Origin of the sequence: Pedococcus sp. 2YAF34, assembly GCF_052114585.1 — a bacterium.
Taxonomy (GTDB): domain Bacteria; phylum Actinomycetota; class Actinomycetes; order Actinomycetales; family Dermatophilaceae; genus Pedococcus.
In genome coordinates this window covers 16,070-36,911 of record NZ_JBFRFA010000006.1, presented here as the reverse complement: position 1 = coordinate 36,911, position 20,842 = coordinate 16,070, and the positions used below count along the sequence as shown (strand labels likewise).

Annotated in this window: 20 protein-coding genes and 1 tRNA gene; 10 read left to right on the top strand and 11 right to left on the bottom strand. The window is 71.6% G+C overall.

The genetic code is table 11. The features are described from left to right. Positions 1-7: 7 nt before the first annotated feature. Genes AB4Z02_RS05070 through AB4Z02_RS05035 form a run of 8 tightly spaced genes read right to left on the bottom strand, consistent with a single transcriptional unit; the run spans position 8 to position 9,967 of the window. Positions 8-910, bottom strand: a complete 903-nt coding sequence (locus AB4Z02_RS05070; protein WP_441969791.1) for a carbohydrate ABC transporter permease — start codon at positions 908-910, stop codon at positions 8-10. Next, entirely contained in the window at positions 907-1,806 is a 900-nt protein-coding gene (locus AB4Z02_RS05065; protein WP_441969789.1) for a carbohydrate ABC transporter permease, read from the bottom strand. The genes AB4Z02_RS05070 and AB4Z02_RS05065 overlap by 4 nt, the downstream gene beginning before the upstream one ends. Further along, positions 1,803-3,095, bottom strand: coding sequence for an ABC transporter substrate-binding protein (locus AB4Z02_RS05060; protein WP_441969787.1), 1,293 nt, complete (start codon positions 3,093-3,095; stop codon positions 1,803-1,805). The genes AB4Z02_RS05065 and AB4Z02_RS05060 overlap by 4 nt, the downstream gene beginning before the upstream one ends. Next, positions 3,092-4,045, bottom strand: a complete 954-nt coding sequence (locus AB4Z02_RS05055; RefSeq protein WP_056883015.1) for an N-acetylmuramic acid 6-phosphate etherase — start codon at positions 4,043-4,045, stop codon at positions 3,092-3,094. The genes AB4Z02_RS05060 and AB4Z02_RS05055 overlap by 4 nt, the downstream gene beginning before the upstream one ends. Positions 4,046-4,094: 49 nt before the next feature. Then, positions 4,095-4,988, bottom strand: coding sequence for a MurR/RpiR family transcriptional regulator (locus AB4Z02_RS05050; RefSeq protein WP_056883014.1), 894 nt, complete (start codon positions 4,986-4,988; stop codon positions 4,095-4,097). Between the two features lie 29 nt (positions 4,989-5,017). After that, a complete protein-coding gene (locus AB4Z02_RS05045) occupies positions 5,018-6,742 on the bottom strand; it encodes a serine hydrolase (RefSeq protein ID WP_441969784.1) in 1,725 nt (574 codons plus the stop codon). Between the two features lie 18 nt (positions 6,743-6,760). Next, positions 6,761-8,128: an exo-beta-N-acetylmuramidase NamZ family protein gene (locus AB4Z02_RS05040; RefSeq protein WP_441969782.1), complete on the bottom strand. Its 1,368-nt coding sequence runs from the start codon at positions 8,126-8,128 to the stop codon at positions 6,761-6,763. A gap of 18 nt (positions 8,129-8,146) precedes the next feature. After that, the gene (locus tag AB4Z02_RS05035) at positions 8,147-9,967 is read right to left on the bottom strand and encodes a glycoside hydrolase family 3 protein (RefSeq protein WP_441969780.1); all 1,821 of its coding nucleotides are present in this window, start codon (positions 9,965-9,967) and stop codon (positions 8,147-8,149) included. 159 nt (positions 9,968-10,126) lie between these two features. On the opposite strand from AB4Z02_RS05035, the gene AB4Z02_RS05030 reads away from it, so the two are divergent. From AB4Z02_RS05030 to AB4Z02_RS05015, 4 genes are all read left to right on the top strand, one after another. Continuing rightward, the gene (locus AB4Z02_RS05030; protein ID WP_441969778.1) at positions 10,127-10,684 is read left to right on the top strand and encodes a hypothetical protein; all 558 of its coding nucleotides are present in this window, start codon (positions 10,127-10,129) and stop codon (positions 10,682-10,684) included. Positions 10,685-10,691: 7 nt separating this feature from the next. After that, positions 10,692-11,072: a VOC family protein gene (locus tag AB4Z02_RS05025; RefSeq protein WP_056883010.1), complete on the top strand. Its 381-nt coding sequence runs from the start codon at positions 10,692-10,694 to the stop codon at positions 11,070-11,072. Between the two features lie 121 nt (positions 11,073-11,193). After that, the gene (locus tag AB4Z02_RS05020; protein ID WP_441969776.1) at positions 11,194-13,101 is read left to right on the top strand and encodes a propionyl-CoA synthetase; all 1,908 of its coding nucleotides are present in this window, start codon (positions 11,194-11,196) and stop codon (positions 13,099-13,101) included. Between the two features lie 9 nt (positions 13,102-13,110). After that, entirely contained in the window at positions 13,111-14,034 is a 924-nt protein-coding gene (locus tag AB4Z02_RS05015; protein WP_441969774.1) for an AEC family transporter, read from the top strand. Positions 14,035-14,164: 130 nt separating this feature from the next. Here the strand turns inward: AB4Z02_RS05015 and AB4Z02_RS05010 are convergent, their stop codons facing one another. Next, positions 14,165-15,763, bottom strand: coding sequence for a helicase HerA-like domain-containing protein (locus AB4Z02_RS05010; protein WP_441969772.1), 1,599 nt, complete (start codon positions 15,761-15,763; stop codon positions 14,165-14,167). Positions 15,764-15,860: 97 nt separating this feature from the next. Here AB4Z02_RS05010 and AB4Z02_RS05005 point away from each other — a divergent pair, with 97 nt between their 5' ends. The 6 genes from AB4Z02_RS05005 (at position 15,861) to AB4Z02_RS04980 (ending at position 19,410) form a co-directional block, all read left to right on the top strand. Beyond that, positions 15,861-16,157, top strand: coding sequence for a type II toxin-antitoxin system VapB family antitoxin (locus AB4Z02_RS05005; RefSeq protein ID WP_056883007.1), 297 nt, complete (start codon positions 15,861-15,863; stop codon positions 16,155-16,157). Positions 16,158-16,213: 56 nt separating this feature from the next. Continuing rightward, positions 16,214-16,741, top strand: a complete 528-nt coding sequence (locus tag AB4Z02_RS05000) for a LytR C-terminal domain-containing protein (RefSeq protein WP_056883006.1) — start codon at positions 16,214-16,216, stop codon at positions 16,739-16,741. Positions 16,742-16,765: 24 nt separating this feature from the next. After that, a complete protein-coding gene (locus tag AB4Z02_RS04995; protein WP_441969769.1) occupies positions 16,766-17,206 on the top strand; it encodes a hypothetical protein in 441 nt (146 codons plus the stop codon). 166 nt (positions 17,207-17,372) lie between these two features. Beyond that, positions 17,373-17,999, top strand: a complete 627-nt coding sequence (locus AB4Z02_RS04990; RefSeq protein WP_441969767.1) for an ANTAR domain-containing protein — start codon at positions 17,373-17,375, stop codon at positions 17,997-17,999. A gap of 9 nt (positions 18,000-18,008) precedes the next feature. Beyond that, entirely contained in the window at positions 18,009-18,872 is an 864-nt protein-coding gene (locus AB4Z02_RS04985) for an SDR family oxidoreductase (protein ID WP_441969765.1), read from the top strand. Between the two features lie 31 nt (positions 18,873-18,903). After that, positions 18,904-19,410 (top strand): hypothetical protein, encoded by a 507-nt coding sequence (locus tag AB4Z02_RS04980; RefSeq protein WP_441969763.1) that lies wholly within the window; start codon positions 18,904-18,906, stop codon positions 19,408-19,410. A 96-nt stretch (positions 19,411-19,506) separates the two neighbouring features. Here AB4Z02_RS04980 and AB4Z02_RS04975 read toward each other — a convergent pair. After that, positions 19,507-19,596 (bottom strand) — tRNA-Ser (locus tag AB4Z02_RS04975). A gap of 66 nt (positions 19,597-19,662) precedes the next feature. Then, positions 19,663-20,700 (bottom strand): metallophosphoesterase, encoded by a 1,038-nt coding sequence (locus AB4Z02_RS04970; protein WP_441969761.1) that lies wholly within the window; start codon positions 20,698-20,700, stop codon positions 19,663-19,665. Positions 20,701-20,842: the final 142 nt, after the last annotated feature.

Here is a 20,842-nt window from a genome sequence, read left to right as displayed (position 1 = left end):
GATGGGATCACTTGGACATGCCGGCGGTCAATCCCGCGACGATCTGCTTCGTGGCGACCAGGAACAGCACGATGAGCGGGATGGTGGTGATGACCAGGCCCGCGAACACGGCCGAGTAGTTGGTCGCGTTCTCGCCGAAGAACGTCGTCAGGCCGACGGGCAACGTGTACTTCTCCTCGCGCCGCAGCAGGACGAGCGGGAAGAGGAAGTCGTTCCAGATCGGCACGAACCTGAAGACGGCCACGGTGGCCAGCGCGGGACGCACCATCGGCACCATGATCCGCCAGAACGTCTGCCACGGCGACGCGCCGTCGAGCGCCGCGGCCTCCTCGAGCTCCCCGGGCAGCTGCCGGAAGAACGTCGTGAGGACGAAGATCGAGAACGGGACCCCGGACGCGCCGTACATGAGAGCCAGGCCGAACCGGGAGTCGATCAGGCCGAGGCCGTCGAACAGGTAGAAGATCGGCAGGATCGCCAGGTGGATGGGCAGCATCAGGCCCGACAGGAACAGCGACTCCAGCGCGCGGAACGCCCTCGAGTGCACCCGCGCCAGCGCGTAGGCAGCCATCGTCGAGACGACCGTGGAGAGGGCGACGGCTCCGACGGTGACGAGCAGGGAGTTGCCGAAGTAGGTGGCGAAGCTGCCGGTCGTCCACGCCTCGCGGTAGCTCTGGGTCGACACCGGCGACGGCAGCCCGAGCGGGTCGGTGATGAGGTCGGCGTTGGTGCGGAACGAGCTGACGACCATGAGCAGCAGCGGGACCAGCGCGATGGCCGCGTACCCCCACAGCACGATGCTCGCCGCGACGCCGCCGACGGGCTTCTGACCGGTACGGCGCCGTGGCCCCTTCGGCTGCGCGAGGTCCGGGGCGTCAGGGGTCGCCGTGGCTGCCGGCGCGACGACGCTCATGCGGTGATCCTCCGCTCGTGGCGTCGCAGCACCGACGTGGCCGCCACGGCCCCGCCGAAGATGACGATGAACAGCAGGGTCGCCAGTGCCGACGAGCTGCCGATCGCGTCGACCGAGCCGGAGTCGAAGGCGGTGCGGTAGAACAGCAGCGACACGAAGTCCGTTGACCCAGCGGGGTTTCCGGTCGAACCACCGAACGCGTAGGGCAAGGCGAACGCCTCCATCGCGAAGATGAAGGTCAGCACCGAGACCGTGCCGATCGCGGGGACCAGCAGCGGCAGCGTCACCTTCTGGAAGGCCTGCCGGTTGCTGGCGCCGTCGACGCGGGCGGCCTCGGTCAGCTCCTCGGGCACCCCACCGAGCGCGGCGCCGTACAGCAGGACCGGGAAGCCGATCCATTGCCACACGCTCACGAGCACCACGACCCACAGGGCCGTCTTCGGGTCACCCAGCCACGGCAGCGCCCACGAGTCGAGCCCGACCTTGGTGAGCAGCTGGTTGACCGGGCCGAAGGTCGGCGACAGCAGCAGCGTCCACAGGTAGCCGATGACGATCGGGCTCACGAGGTAGGGCATCGCGTAGAGCGTCTGCAGCAGCCGCCGGGTGCGGGCCCGGCGGTGCAGCAGGAACGCCACCCCGAGGCCGATGGTGTTCTGGAACGCCATCGTCCCGACGAAGAACAGGATGTTGTGCAGCAGCGCGCGGGGCAGGTCGGTGGTGAACGGCGCGCGGGTGAACAGGGTGTGGAAGTTGTCCAGGCCCGCGAACGCGCCCCGTGCCGTGCCCCGCCACTCGAAGAACGCGTACGAGAACGCCGTGCCCATCGGGTAGAGCACGAAGATCCCGAAGAGCAGCAGGGCCGGCAGGACGAACAGCAGTCCGGTGCGACGGGTCACGAGGCCGGCTTGAACCAGGTCTTGACGCCGGTGTCGAGGTCCTTGCTCACCGCCGAGGCGTCCTTGCTGCCGAGGAGCAGCTGCTGGATCCCCTTGCCGAGCAGGTCGGTGCCCGAGGGGGCGCCGTAGCGGAAGTCGGTGAGCAGCAGGTAGGGCGAGCCCGACTTCTGGTAGTTGTCACTCATCGACTTGAGCAGCGGGTCCTTGTACTCGACGCCGGGGACCGCGGAGATCTGCTTGACGTCGTCGGCGACCATCTGGCCGAACTCCTTGGTGGACATCCACTTCACGAGGTCCATGGCCTGCGCCTGGTGCGTCGACTTCTTGGAGACGGCGAAGTTGCCGTCGGCCCAGCCGGCGGTGGTGGCCTCGGAGCCGCTCGGCGAGCCGGGCGGCGGCGGGACCTGCATGACGCCGATCTTCATCTGCGGGTTGGCCTTCTGCAGCACCGCGAGGTCGTAGGAGCCGCCGGGCAGCATGGCCGCCTTGCCGGCGGTGAACAGCGTCTGGGCGTCGGTCACGGCCACGCCGGTGACGTTCTTGGGCATGAACTTCTCGAGGTCCTTCACGACCTTGACCGAGGCGACCCAGTCGGGGTCGGTGAAGTCCTTGCTGCCGCTGGCGACCTGGTCCTGGAACGCCTTGCCGCCGAACCGCGGTGCCGCCAGGACCTCGTGCACGATCGGCAGGGTCCAGTCGTCCTTGGCCCCGACCGCGATCGGCGTCATGCCGGCCGAGGCGAGCTTGGTGTTCGCGGCCATGAACTCGTCCCACGTCGTGGGCGCCTTGAGGCCGTTCTTGGCGAACGCGTCCTCGTTGTAGAACATCACGGTCGTCTGGCGGGCGAGCGGCACCGAGTAGATCTTGCCGTCCTCCTTGCCCTTGGCGCTGGCGACGACGTTGTCGTCCCAGCCGGCCAGGTCGACCTTGCCGTCGAGCGGGACGAGCGCGTCGGACGCGACAGTGGTCTGCAGCTGCCCGTAGGAGCGGACCTGCGGCACGTCGGGGCCGTCCGACCCGGCGAGGCCGGTCGCGAGGATCTTGTTGTACTCGGTGGCCTTGAACGCCTTGAAGTTCACCGTGACGCCCGGGTGGGCCTTCTCGTACGCGTCGAAGATCTTGGTGTAGGCGGCCTCGTCCTCGACTCGCCACGACCAGACCGTCAGGGTCGTGCCCTTGTCACCGCTGCCGGAGTCCGAGCCTCCGCCGGAAGGAGCACAGGCGGCGAGGGCGGCGGTGGCGCCGAGGACGGCCACGAGGGCGGTGGACCTGCGCGCTGGACGAGTCATGAACGGTCTCCTGTCAGGGACTGCGGTGGGGTGGTCGGGGTTGTCGTGGGAGCGAGGGCGGCCAGGGCCTGGGCGACCGAGCCGTCGTGCTGGACGATCGCGGCCCGGGCGGTGGCCGCGTCGGTGCCGGCGAGCAGCGACAGCAGGGCTGGCTTGAGCTCGCCGTCGGCCTGCTCGAGCGCCAGCCGGGCGTCGCCCTCGCTCGCGCCGCTGGCCTCCTGCAGGATCCGCAGCACGCGGCCGCGGAGCTTGGCGTTGGTGGCGACGACGTCGACCATGAGGTTGGACCAGGTCCGGCCGAGGCGGATCATCACCGCCGTCGAGAACGAGTTGAGGATGAGCTTCTGCGCCGTCCCCGCCTTGAGGCGGGTCGAGCCGGTGAGGACCTCGGGCCCGGTCTGTGCGGCCAGCAGGTGGTCGACGTGCCGGGCAAGGGCGGCCTCGGGGTTGGAGGTCACGAGCGCGGTGACGGCGCCGAGCTCGCGGGCCCTGGCCAGCGCCCCGCCGACGAACGGCGTACGGCCCGAGGCCGTGAGCCCGATCGCCAGGTCGCCGGCGCGCAGGCTCTCTGCCTCGCGGCGCCCGGCCTCGACGTCGTCCTCGACGTTCTCGACGGCGCGCAGGAGGGCACCGAGCCCGCCGGCATGGTGGGCGACGAACAGGCCTTCGGGGGCGTTGAAGGTCGGCAGCAGCTCGGCGGCGTCGAGGACGGCCAGCCGCCCCGACGTGCCGGCGCCGAAGTAGTGCACGGTCCCGCCGGCCCGGATCGAGGCCACGGCGCGGTCGACGAGCACCGCCAGCTCTGGCAGCACCCCCGCGACCGCCGGGGCCACCTTGGCGTCGTCGTCGTTGAGGAGCCGCAGGATGTCCAGGGTCGACCGCGTGTCGATCGCGGTGGTCCCGGGATGGCGTTCCTCGGTGGGCGCGCTGACGCTCACGTGGCTGGTCACGCGGCCGAGGTTACTTTCCTACGCCGTATGCGTCAATGGTGTGAATCAGTCACGTCTGCGGGTCGACGTGACGGCTCGCGACAGCCTGGCGCGTCTCCTTGACCGCCTTGCGCGCTCGGGGCAGGTTCCGTTGTGCCACAGCGATGTACAGGCAGTCGACGACCGTCAGGGCCGCGATGCGGCTGGCCGTCGCGCCCGACCGCAGGCTGGTCTCCCTGGCCGCCGTGGTCAGCACCAGGTCGGCCTCCCCCGCGAGCGGCGAGACCGGGAAGTTGGTCACGGCGACCGTCGTGGCCCCCCTGCCCCGCGCTGCGTCGAGGGCGGCGATGGTCTCGCTCGTCGTGCCGGAGTGCGAGATGCCGATCGCGACGTCACCGGCCGACAGCAGCGTGGCGCTGGTGAGGGCGATGTGCGGGTCGTTCCACACGAAGGCCACCACACCGATGCGGTGCAGCTTCTGCTGGAGGTCGGTGCCGACGATCGCGCTGGCGCCGATGCCGTAGATGTCGACCCGCTTGGCCGCGGCCACCGCAGCGGCGGTGGCCGCGAGGGCCTGCCGGTCGAGCTGCTGGGCGGTCTCCTCGACCGCGCTCGCGTCGACCCAGGCGACCTTGGCGATGATGTCGTCGATCGAGTCCTTGGCGCTGATGTCGGTGTCGGCCGCGGCGGCGGACCGCGGGTGGGCGCTCTCCTCGGCCAGGCCCAGGCGCAGCTGGGGGTACCCGGGCAGCCCCAGACGGCGGCAGAACCGCAGCACCGTCGTCTCCGAGGTCCGCGCCGTCGCCGCGAGCTCGCTGATGGTCAGGGCCGCGGCCGCGCGCGGGTCGGCGAGCACCTGCTCGGCCACCCGGTCCTCGGCGGGCGACAGCGACGGGCGGATCCCCCGCAGCCGCAGCAGGAGGGGCACGGGCGGCGCGGTGGCGTCGGAGGCGCGGGTGGACATGCGCTTACCGTACGGCGTGGCCGCCCGCCTCAGCGTGACTGCAGGCTCCAGCCGTCGGCGGTGAAGGCGTCCGGGTGGGACTCACCGTCGAGCAGCGCCCCGCCGGGCCCCGCGACCCTGACGTCGTCGACGTACACGCCACGCCCGAGGTAGGAGCCGTCGGTGGTGTAGCGCCAGCGCAGCGACTGCGTGCCCGGCGGGAGGTCGGCCCGCGCCTGGGCCCAGCGACGGTCGCCGCTGCCCGAGACGACCCCGTCACTGGCGGTCGTCTCGCCGCGGTCACGCACCGTGAACGGCACCTTCGCCCAGGTCGCACCACCGTCGGTCGACCGCTCCAGCACCAGCAGGTCGGTCTCCTCCGTGTCGAGGAAGAGGTCGAACCCCAGATGCGCACCCGCAGCGGGCACCGGCAGCGGCGCGGTGGCGAGGGTCGACGTGGAGCCGTCGCGAGCACCGGAGAACCACGCGGTGTCACCGTGCTTCGGCCGCACGCGCATCGCCTGGGCCAGGCCGCCGGCCCACTCGCGCCGGGCCAGGTTGTTGCTGCCCCAGCTGCGCGAGGGGTGCACGCGGTTGGTGAGCAGGATCGCGAACGAGCGCGACGCGAAGTCGATGACGATCGACGTGCCCGTGTACCCGGTGTGGCCGGCGGTGCGCGGCCCGGAGAGGGCGTCCATGTACCACCGCTGGTCCAGCTCGAAGCCCAGGCCGTGGGCGTCGCCCGGGAAGTCGCCGTTGAAGTCGGTGATGAGCTGGGTGACGCTGGCACGACTGAGGATCCGGTGACCGCGGTAGGTGCCGCCGTTGAGCAGCGCCTGGCTGAGCACCGCGAGGTCGTCGGCGGTGGAGAAGACCCCGGCGTGGCCGGCGACTCCGCCGAGCGACCAGGCGTTCTCGTCGTGGACCTCGCCCCAGACCATGCCGCGGGCCGGTGCGGTCTGGTACTCCGTGGCGGCGGTGCGCGTCCGGTCGGTCGGGTTGTAGCCGGTGTCCTTCATCCCGAGCGGACCGGTGATGCGCTCCGCGACGACCTGGTCGAGGGACTTGCCGCGCAGCCTCTCCACGACGACACCGAGGGTGATCATGTTGAGGTCGCTGTAGAGGTAGGTCGACCCGGGCGGGTTGGTGAGCGGCTGGTCCATGACCGCCTTGATGCGTGACGCCTTGTCCGGGTACTTGCTCCACAGCGGCAGCCACGAGGTGAACCCGGAGGTGTGCGTGAGCAGCTGCCGGATGGTGACGGCTTCCTTGCCCGCGGCGGCGAACTCCGGCAGGTAGGTCGCCACGGGTGCGTCGAGGGCGACCTTGTCCTCCTCGATGAGCTGCACGACGGCGAGCGAGGTGAACAGCTTGGACACCGAGGCCAGGTCGAAGACCGTGTCGTCCCGCATCGGCACCCACTGGTCGCGCGGCAGCTCGGTCGTCGCGTCCGCGTACTTCAGGGCGTAGCCGCTGGCGTCACGCTCGACGACCTTGCCGTCGTGGCCCATGAGCCCAACCGCCCCTGCGTACATGGGGTGTCCGCCAGCGGGAGCCGTCTCGTGCCCCCGGATCTGCTCGACCGCGGTCGCGATCGGCGCCGGGTCGAGGCCCACGGACGCCGGTGAGGCGTCGGCGAGCACCGTGCTGGGCGGGGCGAAGCCGTGGAACGGCTTGCTGAAGTCCTCAGCCACGGCGGGCGTGGGCACGAGGGCACCGGTGGCCACGAGGGCGCACGCGGCGACGGTCGCGGACAGGGCTGGGCGCAGGCGCATGGAGGGGCACCGATCGGGTCAGGCGGCGGGGCCGCGGTAGAGGAGGTACTGCTGCCGGCGACGGTCGAACGCCGCGAGCTCGTCGCGCCAGGCGCCCACGACCTCGTCGGCGGAGGCACCCGCGGTCACCTGCTCGCGCAGACGGGTCGAGCCGGACAGCTTGTCGACCCAGTAGGGGCGCGCCGGGTCGTAGCTGTCGTAGCGCCAGGCGAACTCGGGGTAGAGCTTCTTCGCGGCCACGAGCATCTCCACGCCCACGCGCATGGGGTCGATTGCGGACGGGTCCGTGACGTGGACCTGCACGCCGCCACACACGGTGTTGACGTGCTTGCTGAAGGTCGGCGTGAAGTAGGCCTCACGGAAGCCGACGCCCGGGAGGTCCAGTGCCGCAAGGCGTTCGGCCCACCGGTAGTCGACGTAGGGGGCGCCGACCAGCTCGAACGGGCGGGTCGTGCCGCGGCCCTCCGACAGGTTGGTCCCCTCGAACATCCCGGTGCCGGGGTAGACGAGGGCGGTGTCGGGCGTCGGCATGTTGGGACTGGGCATGACCCACGGCAGGCCCGTGGCCGCGAAGGTCACGTCACGGCGCCAGCCGCCGACCTCCACGACCGACAGCTCCTCGAGGCGGTTCCCGGCGTCGGCGGTGAGGAACTCCCCGTCGAAGTAGCGCGCGAGCTCGCCGACGGTCATGCCGTGCGCCTGCACGATCTCCTTCGCACCCACGCCCGAGGTGTACGCGGTGGTCATCATGGGCCCGTAGGCCTTGCCGCCCAACGGGTTCGGGCGGTCGAGGACGACGAACCTCGCCCCGGTGGCGACGGCCGCGCGCATGGCCGTGTACATGGTCCAGATGTAGGTGTAGAAGCGGGCGCCCGCGTCCTGGATGTCGAAGACCACGGTCTCGACCCCGGCGGTCCGGAACAGCTCGGTGAGCTTGGAGACCCCGGCACCGTAGGCGTCGTAGACGGTCAGGCCGGTGCGCGGGTCGGTCGAGGTCCCCTCGGAGCCGCCGGCCTGTGCGGTGCCGCGGAAGCCGTGCTCCGGGCCGAAGACCCCGACGATGTCGACAGTGCCCGCCTCGTGCATCTCGTCGACGATCGTCCGCAGGTTGCCGAGGATCCCGGTCGGGTTGGTGATGACGCCGACCTTCTGCCCCGCGAGCGTCGACCACCGGTCCGCTGCTGCACGTTCCGCGCCGGTGGTGACCGGCCGCCGCGGGAAGGAGCCCGCAGCCGGGCCGGCGGGGGCGCCCGCCGGCCCGGCCCCACCGGGTACCCGGGCGGTGGTGGAGGCGCCCGCGGTGGTCGCGGACGCGATACCCAGCGGAAGGGCCAGTGCCCCCGCACCCGCTGCAGTGAGGAGCTGTCGTCGGTCGAGGTTGCCCATGGGAGCTCTCCTTGCGCCTCAGTAGGTGAGGCCGTGGCCGAAGGGGTAGAGGACCGTCGACGGGTCGCCGGCGACCGGGATGTCGACCGGCAGCTTGCCGGTCGGGGTGACCTTGCCGGCGATGACGCGGGCGACCGCCTCGATGGCGACCGGGCTGTAGGAGTAGGTCGCGAGGTAGGTCGGCGCCTGCGTCATGTAGGCGATGTCGTAGGGGTCGCGGGTGGCGACCACGATGACCGGCTTGCCGGTCGCGAGCAGCGCCTTGACCAGCTTCTGCTGGCCACCGCGCGGGTCGGTGGCCGAGGTGTCCCAGGCCTTCATGGTGGTCACGACGACGGCGTCCTGACCCGCCGCGGCAGCGACTGCGCTGGCGACCTGGGCGTCGGTCGGTGAGGTGCCGGTCTGCTTGACCGTGGTGACCGCACCCTGCTCCGCCAGTCCGTCGGCGAGGGTCTGGGTCGTCGTGACGCCGTACCCGGTGACGAGGACCTTGCGGCCGGACGTGGCGAGCGGAAGGGTGCCGGCGTCGTTCTTCACGAGCGTCGTCGTGCGGTCGGTGATGGCGTCGGCCGCAGCGAGGTGCTCCGGGGTGCCGACGACCGAGTCGAGGGCGGCCGGGTCTGCGTACGGGTGGGCGACGATGCCGCGCGAGTACTTCAGCTCCAGGACGCGGCGCACCTTGGCGTCGAGGTCCGCCCGGCTGATCCGGCCCGTGCGCATGGCGTCGACCACGGCGGCGTACGCGTCGTCCATGGCCGGCGTCATGAGCAACTGGTCGGCACCGGCGGACAGGGCTCGGACGGCGACCTCGGGGTCGCCGTAGAGGTCGCGCACACCCTGCATCGCCAGCGAGTCGGTGACGATGACCCCCTTGTAGCCGAGCTCGCCCCGCAGCAGGCCGGTGAGGATGGGCCGGCTGAGCGTCGCGGGGTTGCCGGAGTCGTCGAGCGCCGGGAAGCTCAGGTGCGCCGTCATGATCATGTCGATGCCGTCGGCGATGGCCTGCTTGAACGGCGGGGCGTCGATCTGCTCCCACTGCTGGCGGCTGTGCGTGATGACCGGGAAGGCGACGTGGCTGTCGGTCGCGGTGTCGCCGTGCCCTGGGAAGTGCTTGGCGGAGGAGGAGATGCCGGCGTCGTCCTGGTAGCCGCGCACCTGGGCGCCGACCATGCTGGCTGCGAGCGCCGGGTCGGAGGAGAACGACCGGGTGCCGATGACGGGGTTGAGGGCGTTGACGTTGACGTCGGAGTCGGGCGCGAAGTCGGTGTTGACGCCCATGGCCTTGAGCTCCTCACCGGTGATCCGCGCCGCTGTGCGGGCGTCGTCGGTGCTGCGGCCGGCGCCGAGCGCCATCGACCCGGGGAACTGCGTCGCCGGAGGGCCGATGCGGGTGACCACCCCCTGCTCCTGGTCGGTCGCAACCTGCAGTGGGATGTGGACCTTCGAGTCCTGGCTGAGCGCGGCCTGCTGGAGGCCGTTGGAGAGGCGGGTGATCTGCTGCGGGTTCTGGACGCTGTCGGTCCAGGCGAAGTAGATGACCCCGCCGAGGTGGTACTTGCGCACGACCTCCGCCGGGCTCGCGACGCCGTACAGCGGGATGTTGCGTGCGTCCGGTGTGGTGGCGTCCTTGCCGTAGACGTTCTGGATGAACAGCTGCCCGACCTTCTCCTCGAGCGTCATCCGCGCGAGTGTCGACGTCACCCAGCCGTTCTCCGCCGCGGGGGGAAGGGGTGGCGCCGTGGTCGGCGCGGCGGCTGCGGTGGACAGCCCGGCGCCGAGGAGGGCGACGCCGGCGGCCCCGGCGACGACGGAACGACGGGACAGGACAGACCCGGACATGGGCTCCTCCAAGGAAGTGAACGATTCACCATTGAATGACTTCCTGCGGAACTTACCTACGCTTGCCGAGACGGGACAAGGGGTTCAGGTGTCCGGTTTGGTCAGGATTTCGTCAGGTCACCCGGTGACCAGCACCCCTTCGCGGATTAGGGTCGACCCATGGCGCGACAGATCCGCTGGCGCGGAGCCCTCAGCCCCGACACCGCGGGCGACGGGCGGGCTGCCGAGCGCACCACGTGGCGCCCCGGCTCCCCGGTGGTGCCGCCGCAGTCGATCCTCGAGACCGTGCGCCTCCTGCAGGTCGGCGCCGTACTCAGCCTGCTCGAGGTCCCGCGCGCCTTCTTCACCCGCGGCGCCCTCCACACCGCGTTCGCCGCCGAGGCCAGGTCGCAGGGAGCCCGCGTCAACGCCAGCGACCTCGACAGCATCGTCGCCCTCAGCCTGACCATCTCGATCGCCTGGGCCGTGGTGTCGGCCGTCGCCTGGTTCAGCCTGGCGCAGGCGGCCTCGCGCGGGTCGTGGTGGGCCCGGTGGCTCGGCTGCGCGCTGTACGCCATCGCGCTGGTCGTCTTCTTCGGCGGCCTGCTGCCCACCGCCGGGCTCTTCGCGAGGACGCTCGCGCTGTCCCTCCTGCTCATCGGCGCCTGGACGCTGGTCCGGTGGTGGCACCGCGACTCCTCGGCCTGGATCCGCTACAGCAACCGCCCGGTCGACTAGGCCGCTCGTGCCCGGGCGCCTGCACCACGTCGTCCTCGACTGCCGCGACCCGCACGCGGTGGCCGCGTTCTGGTCGGCGCTCCTGGACCTGCCCGTGACCTGCACCAGCGACACCTGGGTCGTGGTGTCCGTCGACGACACCACGTCGGGACTGGCGTTCCAGCTCGCGCCCGACCACCAGCCACCCGTCTGGGGCGACCCCGCCCGGCCGCAGCAGGTGCACCTCGACGTCATGGCCGACGACCCCGTCGTGCTGGGCGCCGAGGCAGTCGCCCTCGGGGCGCGGCTGCTCAGCCCGCCGGGTGAGCACGTGTATGCCGACCCGGCCGGCCACCCCTTCTGCCTGATCCCGCGCCCGGGCTGGGCACCCCCGGTCACCCCCACCTGACGACCGGTCCGCGTCACGGGAAGGGCGCACCGGGTACCGCTCGCCGCAGCGAGCCGCGCTCCCGTCGCGCCGGCCGTCCACGCCTCTGGCGCGGTGAGGGGTGGCGCCGCACGATGGACCCATGAGCAACGGTGCCTACCGCGCGGCGTACGACGAGAGCCTGGCCGACCCGGATGCCTTCTGGGGGCGGGCCGCCCGGCTCGTCGACTGGGTCACCCCTCCCCCGCGGGTGCTCGACGACGACCGGCCGCCGTTCTACCGCTGGTTCACCGGCGGCACCCTCAACACCTGTTTCAACGCGCTCGACCGCCACGTCGCGGCCGGACGCGGTCCCCAGGCCGCGCTCCTCTACGACTCCCCGGTGACCGGCACGAAGCAGACGCTCACCTATGCCGAGCTGTTGGCGCAGGTCGCCACCTTCGCCGGGGCGCTGGACTCGCTCGGGGTGACCAGGGGCGACCGGGTCGTCATCTACATGCCGATGGTCCCGGAGGCAGTGGTCGCCATGCTGGCCTGCGCCCGCCTCGGTGCCGTCCACTCCGTCGTGTTCGGGGGCTTCGCGCCGGCCGAGCTCGCGGCCCGCATCGAGGACGCGCGCCCGAGCGTGGTCGTCGCGGCCAGCTGCGGCATCGAGCCGAGCCGCGTCGTCGAGTACAAGCCGATGCTCGACGACGCGCTCGACCGCAGCAGCCACAAGCCCGAGACCGTCATCGTGCTCCAGCGCCCGCAGGCCCGCGCCGCCGTCGGTGAGCGCGACACCGACTGGGAGGAGCTCGACTGGGACGAGCTGGTCGCCGACGCCGAGCCGGCCGACTGCGTCGAGGTGGCCGCCACCGACCCGCTCTACATCCTCTACACCTCCGGCACGACCGGCCGGCCCAAGGGCATCGTCCGCGACAACGGCGGGCACGCGGTGGCGTTGCGCTGGTCGATGGAGAACGTGTTCGGCATCGGGCCCGGCGACCCGTGGTTCACCGCCAGCGACGTCGGCTGGGTCGTCGGCCACTCCTACATCGTCTACGCGCCGCTGCTCACCGGCGCGACCACCGTTCTCTACGAAGGGAAGCCGGTCGGCACCCCGGACGCCGGCGCGTTCTGGCGCGTCATCGCGGAGTACGGCGTGAAGGCGATGTTCACCGCCCCCACCGCCTACCGCGCCATCAAGCGCGACGACCCCGAGGGGCGGCTCATGCAGGGGCACGACCTCTCGTCGCTCCAGACGGTGTTCCTGGCTGGTGAACGGCTCGACCCCGACACGTATGCGTGGGCGTGCGAGCGCCTCGGTGTGCCCGTGGTCGACAACTGGTGGCAGACCGAGACCGGCTGGCCGGTCGCCGCCAACCTGCGGGGCCTCGAGCCCATGCCCATCAAGGCCGGCTCGCCGAGCGTGCCCTGCCCGGGGTACGACGTGCACGTCCTGGACGAGCGTGGTGAGCGGGTGCCCGCGGGTCGGGAGGGGTCCATCTGCATCAAGCTGCCACTGCCACCCGGCACCCTGCCGACCCTGTGGGGCGACGACGAGCGCTACGTCGCGGGCTACCTGTCGGCCTTCGACGGCTACTACCTCACCGGCGACGGCGGGTTCGTCGACGAGGACGGCTACCTGCACGTCATGGGCCGCACCGACGACGTCCTCAACGTCGCGGGGCACCGGCTGTCGACCGGCTCCATCGAGGCCGCCCTCGCCGGGCACGAGGCCGTCGCCGAGTGCGCGGTCATCGGGGTCGCCGACGACCTCAAGGGCCAGGTGCCGCGCGGGCTGGTGGTGCTCAAGGCCGGTGTCGACGGCGCGACCGACGGCGAGCGCATCCGGGCCGAGCTCGTGCAGCGAGTGCGCGACGAGGTCGGGGCCGTCGCCTCCCTGCACCGCGTCGACATCGTGCCGGCCCTGCCGAAGACGCGCTCGGGCAAGATCCTGCGCAAGACGATGCGCGAGATGGCCGACGGGCACACGCCGGTCGTGCCGGGCACCATCGAGGACGCCGGCGTTCTCGAGACCCTCGCACCTGTGCTGCGCCCTCCCGTCTAGCCTGACGGCGTGCAGGGGGTCTTCACCGGTTTCGCCACGATCGCCGTCGTCATCGGCGTCGGTGCGCTGCTCGCCCACCTGCGCGTGCTCGACCTCCAGGCGCAGCGGCTCCTGTCGAAGCTCGCGTTCTTCGTGGCCAGCCCGGCCCTCATGGTCATCACCCTCAGCCGTGCCGACGTCCACTCGGTGCTGTCGGCCAACCTGCTCGCCACCAGTGCGGGCGTGGTCGCCACCGCCGGGCTGTACTGCGCCCTCGCCCGCTGGGTCTGGCACCGTCGCCTCGGTGACGCCACCATCGGCGCGCTCTCCGCGTCATACGTCAACGCCGGCAACCTCGGCATCCCCGTCGCCAGCTATGTCCTCGGCGACGCAGCCCTGGTCGCACCGACGCTCCTGCTGCAGCTGCTCGTCCTGCAGCCCCTGGCCCTGGCCGTCCTCGACGTCGACGCCCGGGGACGCTCGGGCTCGGTGTGGCAGGTGCTGTCCCGACCGCTGAGGAACCCGCTGACCGTCGGTTCGCTGGTCGGGGTGCTGCTGTCGGTGACCGGATGGACGCTCCCGGCACCGCTGGCCAGCCCACTCGGGCTGATCGGCAACATGGCGGTGCCCAGCATGCTCATCGCCTACGGCATCGCGCTGCGCCTCGGGCCAGGGCTCGGCCGCGCCGGGTCGGTCACGGAGCTGGCCGCGACGTCCGCTCTCAAGCTGGTCCTGCAGCCGCTCGTGGCGTGGTTCGTCGCCTCACAGCTCATCGGCGTCGAGGGGCACGCCCTGCTCGCCATCGTGGTCACCTCGGCCCTGCCGACCGCGCAGAACATCTTCGTCCACGCCACGCGCTACGGCCGTGCCACGGTCCTGGCACGCGACACCATCCTCATCACGACGGTCGGCGCCGTCCCCGTCATCCTGTTCGTCGCCGCCGTCCTCGGCTGACCGCCCCGCGTTCGCCTGGCGAGCCCTCGCCGTTTCGAGGTATTCCGCCGCCGGGATCCGGTCGCCGAATACCTTGAACCGGCGGTGGAGGGCGGGCCGGGTATGGGTGCGGTCGGAGTCGGCGGACGGGTCAGCGGGAGCGGCGGGCGGTGCCGAAGATCGAGCGGGTGATCTCGCGGCCGAGGACGGTGCCGGCCGAGCGCAGGGCCGACTTGAACGCGCTCGACGTCACCACCTGCTCGACGATGCCGGGCTGCTCCTTCGCCGGCTTCGGGGCGCGCGGGGCCGGCGCCGGGACCTGAGCGGACTGGGGAGCGGGAGCGGGAGCGGCCGGCGGCGCGGCGGGTGCCGCCTCGAGGCGGGCGCGCAGCTTCTCGTAGGCGGACTCGCGGTCGACGGCAGTGGCGTACTCCGCCGCCAGCGGTGACCCCGCGATGAGCGCGGTGACGGTCGCCGCGTCGGAGGGCGCCATCAGCGACTGCGGGGCGATCATGCGGGTCCACGCGACCGGGGTCGGCGCACCCTTCTCCGACAGCACCGTGACGACGGCCTCGCCGGTGCCGAGGGAGGTGAGCAGCTCCTCGAGGTCGTAGCCGCTGCGGGGGTAGGTCGACACCGCGGCCTTGAGCGCCTTGGCGTCCTCGGGCGTGTAGGCGCGCAACGCGTGCTGCACCCGGTTGCCGAGCTGGGCCAGCACCCCGCTGGGCACGTCCTTGGGGCTCTGGGTCACGAAGAAGACGCCGACGCCCTTGGACCGGATGAGTCGCACGGTCTGCTCGATCGCCGACAGGAACGCCTTGCTCGCGTCCTTGAACAACAGGTGGGCCTCGTCGAAGAAGAACACCAGCTTGGGCTTGTCGGCGTCGCCGATCTCGGGGAGGTCGTGGAACAGGTCCGCGAGCAGCCACATGAGGAACGTCGAGAACAGCGCCGGCCGGTCCTGCACGGCGGGCAGCTCCAGGCAGGTGACCAGGCCCTTGCCGTCGGCAGCCGTGCGGAGCAAGTCCGCGGTGTCGAACTCGGGTTCACCGAAGAACGCGTCGGCGCCCTGGTCGGAGAACGCCACGAGCTCCCGCAGGATGACACCTGCCGTCGCCGACGACAGGCCGCCGAGCGACTTGAGGTCGGCCTTGCCCTCGTCGGAGGTGAGGTAGGAGACGACCTCGCGCAGGTCCTTGATGTCGAGCAGCGCCAGGCCGTTCTTGTCGGCGTAGTGGAAGACCAGGCCGAGGCTGGACTCCTGGGTGTCGTTGAGCCCCAACACCTTCGACAGCAGCGTCGGGCCGAACGACGTCACGGTGGCGCGGACGGGGATGCCCTGCCCGAGACCGCCGAGTGACAGGAACTCGGTGGGGTACGCGGTGCCCACCCACTGCTGCCCGACGTCGGTCGCCCGGCTCGCGATCCGGTCGTTGCTGACCCCCGCGGTCGCCATCCCGGACAGGTCGCCCTTGATGTCGGCGAGGAAGACCGGCACGCCCTGGCCGGAGAGCTGCTCGGCCATGAGCTGCAACGTCTTCGTCTTGCCCGTGCCGGTGGCTCCGGCGACCAGGCCGTGCCGGTTGAGCGTCGCCAGCGGCACCTTGACGGGCGCGTCCGGGTGGGCTGTGCCGTCGATGACCGCGGCGCCGAACAGCAGCGCCCCACCCTCGAAGGCGTACCCCGCCCGGATCGCGTCGAGCTGCTCGGTGGACTTCGCGGACTGGTCACCACTCGCGTTCTCGGTCACCTCCGGCACTCTAGTGCGGCAGCGATCCCGGGCGCAGGGAGACGAGAGGCGACGCGGGCGACTGGGGTCGCACGCGACGTACCCCTATGGTGGCTGGGTGATCTTCAAGAAGGTGGGCGAGGGCAAGCCGTATCCGGACCACGGCAAGCAGACGCCGCGGGACTGGGCCGAGGTGCCCCCACGGATGGTGCGTCTCGAGGAGCTCATCACCACCAAGCGCACCCTCGACCTCGGGCAGCTGCTCGCCGAGGACTCCACCTTCTACGGCGACCTGTTCGCCCACGTCGTGGAGTGGAAGGGCGACCTCTACCTCGAGGACGGCCTGCACCGCGCCCTGCGTGCCGCCCTTCAGCAGCGACCTACCCTGCACGCCCGCGTCCTCGTGCTTGACTAGCCCCGACCAGGCCCTGCGCGCAGCAGGTGCCGCACGCGACGGGGCGGAGGTGGGCGGTGAGCTACATCGTGGAGTCGGGGGCGTCGAGCTCCCGGCGCGCGCGACGACGCCGCGCCCTCATCACGCTCGGCCTCGTCGCCCTCATGCTGTTCTTCGCCTTCTGGTACGCCTACTCCTACTTCGAGGCGTCCGACGGGCGACCCAGCACCGCGACGAAGCCGACCTGCACGACGACCGCCGCCCCCGCCCTGACCCCCGCCGGAGTGACGGTCAACGTCTACAACGCCACCGACCGCAGCGGCCTCGCCGCCACGACGGCCAGCGCGGTGCGCAAGCGCGGCTACCGCATCGCGACGGTCGCCAACGACCCGCTCCAGAAGACCGTGTCCGGCCCCGCCGAGGTCCGGTACGGCACGACCGGCCGCCCCGGTGCGCGCCTGGTTCTCACGCTGGTCAAGGGCGCGAAGGCGGTCAAGGACAGCCGTACCGACTCCTCGGTGGACCTCGTCCTCGGCGACAAGTTCACCGTCCTGGCGGCCGCGGCCAAGGCCAAGCCGTCGCCCACGACGACCAAGCCCTGCTGACCGGACGGACGTAGGCTCGAGGGCATGATCTCCGTCGAGCTCGCGCGCGGTCTCAGCGAGGGTGGCGTGCTGTGGGAGCCTGCGCCCGGCGACCGGTTCACCATCGACCAGCCCAACGTGGTGGGCGAGGTCTTCTGGATCAGCCACCTCACGATCGACGTGCACACGTTCCACGGGCAGCCGCTGCTGGGGTTCAACGGGACGACCGAGTGGGCGCTCGACTCGGTCACCCTCGACACGGCGCTGTGGATGCCGCGCGAGGACCAGCTCCGCGTGCTGCTGGGCGACCGTTTCGTCGGCCTGCGTCGCGAGGGTGGTGACTGGCTGGTCGACGTCGTGGCCGACCACGCCGACCACGCCGACGCCGACGGCGACGGCGACGGCGACGGGTCGAGCGGGGTCACGACGTTCCGGGACGCCGACCCCGAGTGCGCCTACGCGCTGGCCCTGCTCAGCCTGGTCTGACGTCGAAGACCGGACTGCAGGCGGAGCAGTCCACCACCCCGAACGGCGGTGCAGTGGCAGTGAGTTGAGGACATCTCCCGAGCCGACATATGCTCACCGCCGGTCAAACAGCGGCCAGGTCATGTGAACCCGCCGCTCTCGCGCGGCCAGGTGAGATCGAGGTCTGATGCCACTGCACGCCGCTGCGCCCGAACCCGGGGCGGCCCACTTCCAGTACGACGTCGTCGCCGACCGGTGGACGTGGTCACCCGAGCTGCGGGCCCTGCACGGGCTGCCGGCGGACGCCGAGCCGACCACGGCCCTCCTGCTCGACCACGTCGTCGACGGGGAGCGGGACACCGTCGCGGCGCGCGTCCAGCATGCCGTCGCCACGCCCGGCGCGTTCTCCTGGACCTACCGGCTCACCACGGCCGGCGGGCCCCAGCGCACGGTCGTCGTCGTGGGCCGCAGCGAGAAGCCCGGCGACCGGGTCGTGCGCCTCCTGGGATTCCTCGTCGACATCACCGAGGCCGTGCGCGAACGCACCGACGCCGCCGTCGCCGCCGCCTCCGAGCACCGGGCCACCATCGAGCAGGCCAAGGGCGCCCTGATGCTCGGGTTCGGGGTGGAGGAGGACGTCGCGTTCGAGCTCCTGCGCTCGCACTCCAACCAGCACAACATCAAGCTCTCGACCGTGGCCTACCGCGTGGTCTCCGGCCTCACCGAGCGCGGCGCCCCCAGTGACGACCCCGTACGCAGCCTGCTCGACACGCTCCTGTCCGCCGAGGGGTTCGAGGGCGCCTCGGCCGGGTAGGGGCCCGGCATGACCACTCGACCCGACCTGTCCAGCATCCCCGCCCAGTCCCAGGACTGGCCCGGCTCGGTGAGCGCCCTCGACCCGCAGGCCGACCACGGGGAGGAGAGCTACACCGGGCACGGCCGCCTCTCGGGTCGGCGCGCCCTGGTCACCGGCGGCGACTCCGGCATCGGGCGCGCGATCGCGATCGCCTTCGCGAAGGAGGGCGCCGACGTCGCGATCGCCCACCTGCCGCAGGAGCAGGCGGACGCCGACGACACCCTGCGCCACGTCGAGGCGGCCGGCGGTCGCGGCTTCTCCTTCCCCACCGACCTGCGGACGCAGGAGGCCAACGCCGAGCTCGCCACGAAGGCGACCGAGGCGCTCGGAGGCATCGACCTGCTCGTCTGCAACGCGGCGTACCAGATGACCCACGACTCGCTCGAGGAGTTCCCGCCCGAGCAGGTGGCCCGGACCTTCGAGACCAACGTGTTCTCGCCGTTCTGGCTCAGCCACGCGCTCGCCGGCGAGCTCGAGGGCGGCGGCAGCATCACCATGACGACGTCGGTGCAGGCATATGCGCCGAGCGAGCACCTGCTCGACTACGCCTCGACGAAGGCGGCGCTGACCAACATGGTCGTCAACCTCGCGCAGGAGCTCGGCCCGCGCGGCATCCGCGTCAACGCGGTCGCACCCGGACCGATCTGGACGCCGCTCATCCCCGCCACCATGGCGCCCGACAAGGTGGAGGGCTTCGGGGCCGACACCCCGCTCGGACGGGCCGGGCACCCGGTCGAGGTCGCGAGCGCCTACGTCTTCCTCGCCTCCGACGAGGCCAGCTATGTTTCGGGGACGGTGCTCGGGGTGACCGGGGGCAAGCCGGTCTTCTGACGCCGGCTGGGGCGCGGGACAGGGAGGCGCAGTGGTACGCAGGGGCTGGTGGGTCGTCCTGGTGGTGCTGCTGATCGCGTGGCCGCTGACCTACCGCTACACCTCCGTCGGCCTGGACCTCGAGGGCCGACACGGCCAGCGGGTGGACCAGACGTTCTACCGGGTGCGCTGGCCCGGCAACGGCTCGATGCTGGTCGGGCGCATCGACGAGCACCGCGACCTCTCGACCGCGAAGGTGCAGCGGCTCGACCTCGGCGCCGAGATCTTGCGGCCCGCACGGCCGATCGGGACCCGCTCCACCTGGAACCGGCTGGGGTTCTGGTGGGTCCACGCCGACGCTGCCGCCGGCGACCCGCCCACCGATGCCGCTCCCCACGCCGACCGGGTGTGGTTCGTCGGGGTGCCCCACTGGCTCCTGGTCCTGCTCGCCCTCGGGATGGCGGTACGCCGCCGCGCCCGCCGCCCTCGTTCCCGTCGCGACACCGGCCCCGGCCCTGACCCCGGCACCGAGGTGGTGGCAGATCGCCCTCGTCCCTGACGATGACCACGGTTTGCCACCAGGTCGACGCGATCAGCGTTCAATCACACGAAGAAGGACCCGACGAAATGCTTGTCGGGTCCTTCTTCGTCTGGCTGGCGGTGGCGGTGGGATTTGAACCCACGGTGGGCGTTAACCCACACACGCTTTCGAGGCGTGCTCCTTAGGCCGCTCGGACACGCCACCGCGGAGCAGGTTACTAGAGCGGTCGACCACCGAGAAATCGGCCCGGGAGAAGCCGGTCGGCAGGTCTCAACCCGTGTAGGGCACGCGCTCCCAGCTCAGCGTCGACGCCGCACCGGGACGGTTGACCGTGACCTTGAGCCAGTCCTTGTTGTTGTCCGATCCGTCGACCGTGATCCGCTCCAGGCCGGCGGCCGGCTGCGTGACGCCGTACCGCTCCAGCCACACGGAGCCGGGCGCGAGCGGGCGGTCGGAGTTGTAGATGTGGGAGTCGCCGTTGACGAGGTAGACGTCGCCGTCGAACCGGCTGGTCTCCTCGGCGAGTGCCTGCACCAGCGGCCGGAACGCGGAGATGTCGGCCTCGGTCGGCGTGTAGGTCGGGTCGAACATGTCGGCCTGCTGCAGGACCATGACGGCCCGGTCGTGTCGTTGGGTCGCCTCCGCGAACGTCCGGCGCAGCGAGGCGATCGAGGCGTCCATCCGCCCGCGCTCCTCGGCGACCTGGTCGGGTGTCGCGGTGGTCTGCCCGATGCCGGTCCAGGGCTGGAGGTCGTTGTTGCTCCCCACGACGTGGAGGGTGGCGAAGGAGACCCCATCGCGGCGCAGCGCCACGTTCTCCGGGTATGCCGCGTCCGGCACCCTCACCCGCGCCGGGGCACCCAGCGTGGTCCCGGGCCGGTCGAAGAACACCGAGCGGTCGAAGGCGAGCCGCTCGAGCGGGTCGTAGGCCCCGTTGTTGGCGCGGTGGCAGTCGGTCCACTCGTTGTCGCCGGGCGTGTAGACGAGCGGGTCGGTGAACCGGTCGAACTGGGCGCGGACCATCCGGTAGTACGCGTCGTCGCAGCGCGTCGAGCCGTTCTTGATGTCGCCCACGTGGAAGACGAGGCCGACCTGGGCGTCGGCGTTGATCTGGTCGACCCAGCCGGGGAACTTCGCGACCTGGTCGGCGCCGTAGGGCACGTCACCGATGACGGCAAAGGTCTCGTGCCCGGGCTTGGCCTGCCCCGGCGCGTCGGCGGCCAGGGCGGGTGCCGCACCCGCCAGGGCGGCGGTCAGCAGGGTCAGGCAGGCGGCGCCGAGGACGCTGCGTCGAGCAGTGGAAGGCATGGGGGCTCCTGTCAGAGGGGACAGGAGAGTTCTCGCCCAGCCGGGTGAACTCCAGCTCCTCGCCGAGGTGGCCGGCGCGTGAACGATCAGCCCGGCCGACCGGGCCGCCTGGCGGGCCCGGCTGGTCAGCGGACCGAGCGGC

Excerpts from the sequence above, each read along its gene's own strand:
- AB4Z02_RS04995 (WP_441969769.1), top strand. The coding sequence starts at position 16,766 with ATGATCTCCGTCGAGCTCGCGCGCGGTCTCAGCGAGGGTGGCGTGCTG.
- AB4Z02_RS05030 (WP_441969778.1), top strand. The coding sequence starts at position 10,127 with ATGGCGCGACAGATCCGCTGGCGCGGAGCCCTCAGCCCCGACACCGCG.
- AB4Z02_RS04970 (WP_441969761.1), bottom strand. The coding sequence starts at position 20,700 with ATGCCTTCCACTGCTCGACGCAGCGTCCTCGGCGCCGCCTGCCTGACC.
- AB4Z02_RS05020 (WP_441969776.1), top strand. The coding sequence starts at position 11,194 with ATGAGCAACGGTGCCTACCGCGCGGCGTACGACGAGAGCCTGGCCGAC.
- AB4Z02_RS05040 (WP_441969782.1), bottom strand. The coding sequence starts at position 8,128 with ATGGGCAACCTCGACCGACGACAGCTCCTCACTGCAGCGGGTGCGGGG.
- AB4Z02_RS04985 (WP_441969765.1), top strand. The coding sequence starts at position 18,009 with ATGACCACTCGACCCGACCTGTCCAGCATCCCCGCCCAGTCCCAGGAC.
- AB4Z02_RS05045 (WP_441969784.1), bottom strand. The coding sequence starts at position 6,742 with ATGCGCCTGCGCCCAGCCCTGTCCGCGACCGTCGCCGCGTGCGCCCTC.
- AB4Z02_RS05060 (WP_441969787.1), bottom strand. The coding sequence starts at position 3,095 with ATGACTCGTCCAGCGCGCAGGTCCACCGCCCTCGTGGCCGTCCTCGGC.
- AB4Z02_RS05050 (WP_056883014.1), bottom strand. The coding sequence starts at position 4,988 with ATGTCCACCCGCGCCTCCGACGCCACCGCGCCGCCCGTGCCCCTCCTG.
- AB4Z02_RS05035 (WP_441969780.1), bottom strand. The coding sequence starts at position 9,967 with ATGTCCGGGTCTGTCCTGTCCCGTCGTTCCGTCGTCGCCGGGGCCGCC.
- AB4Z02_RS05070 (WP_441969791.1), bottom strand. The coding sequence starts at position 910 with ATGAGCGTCGTCGCGCCGGCAGCCACGGCGACCCCTGACGCCCCGGAC.
- AB4Z02_RS04990 (WP_441969767.1), top strand. The coding sequence starts at position 17,373 with ATGCCACTGCACGCCGCTGCGCCCGAACCCGGGGCGGCCCACTTCCAG.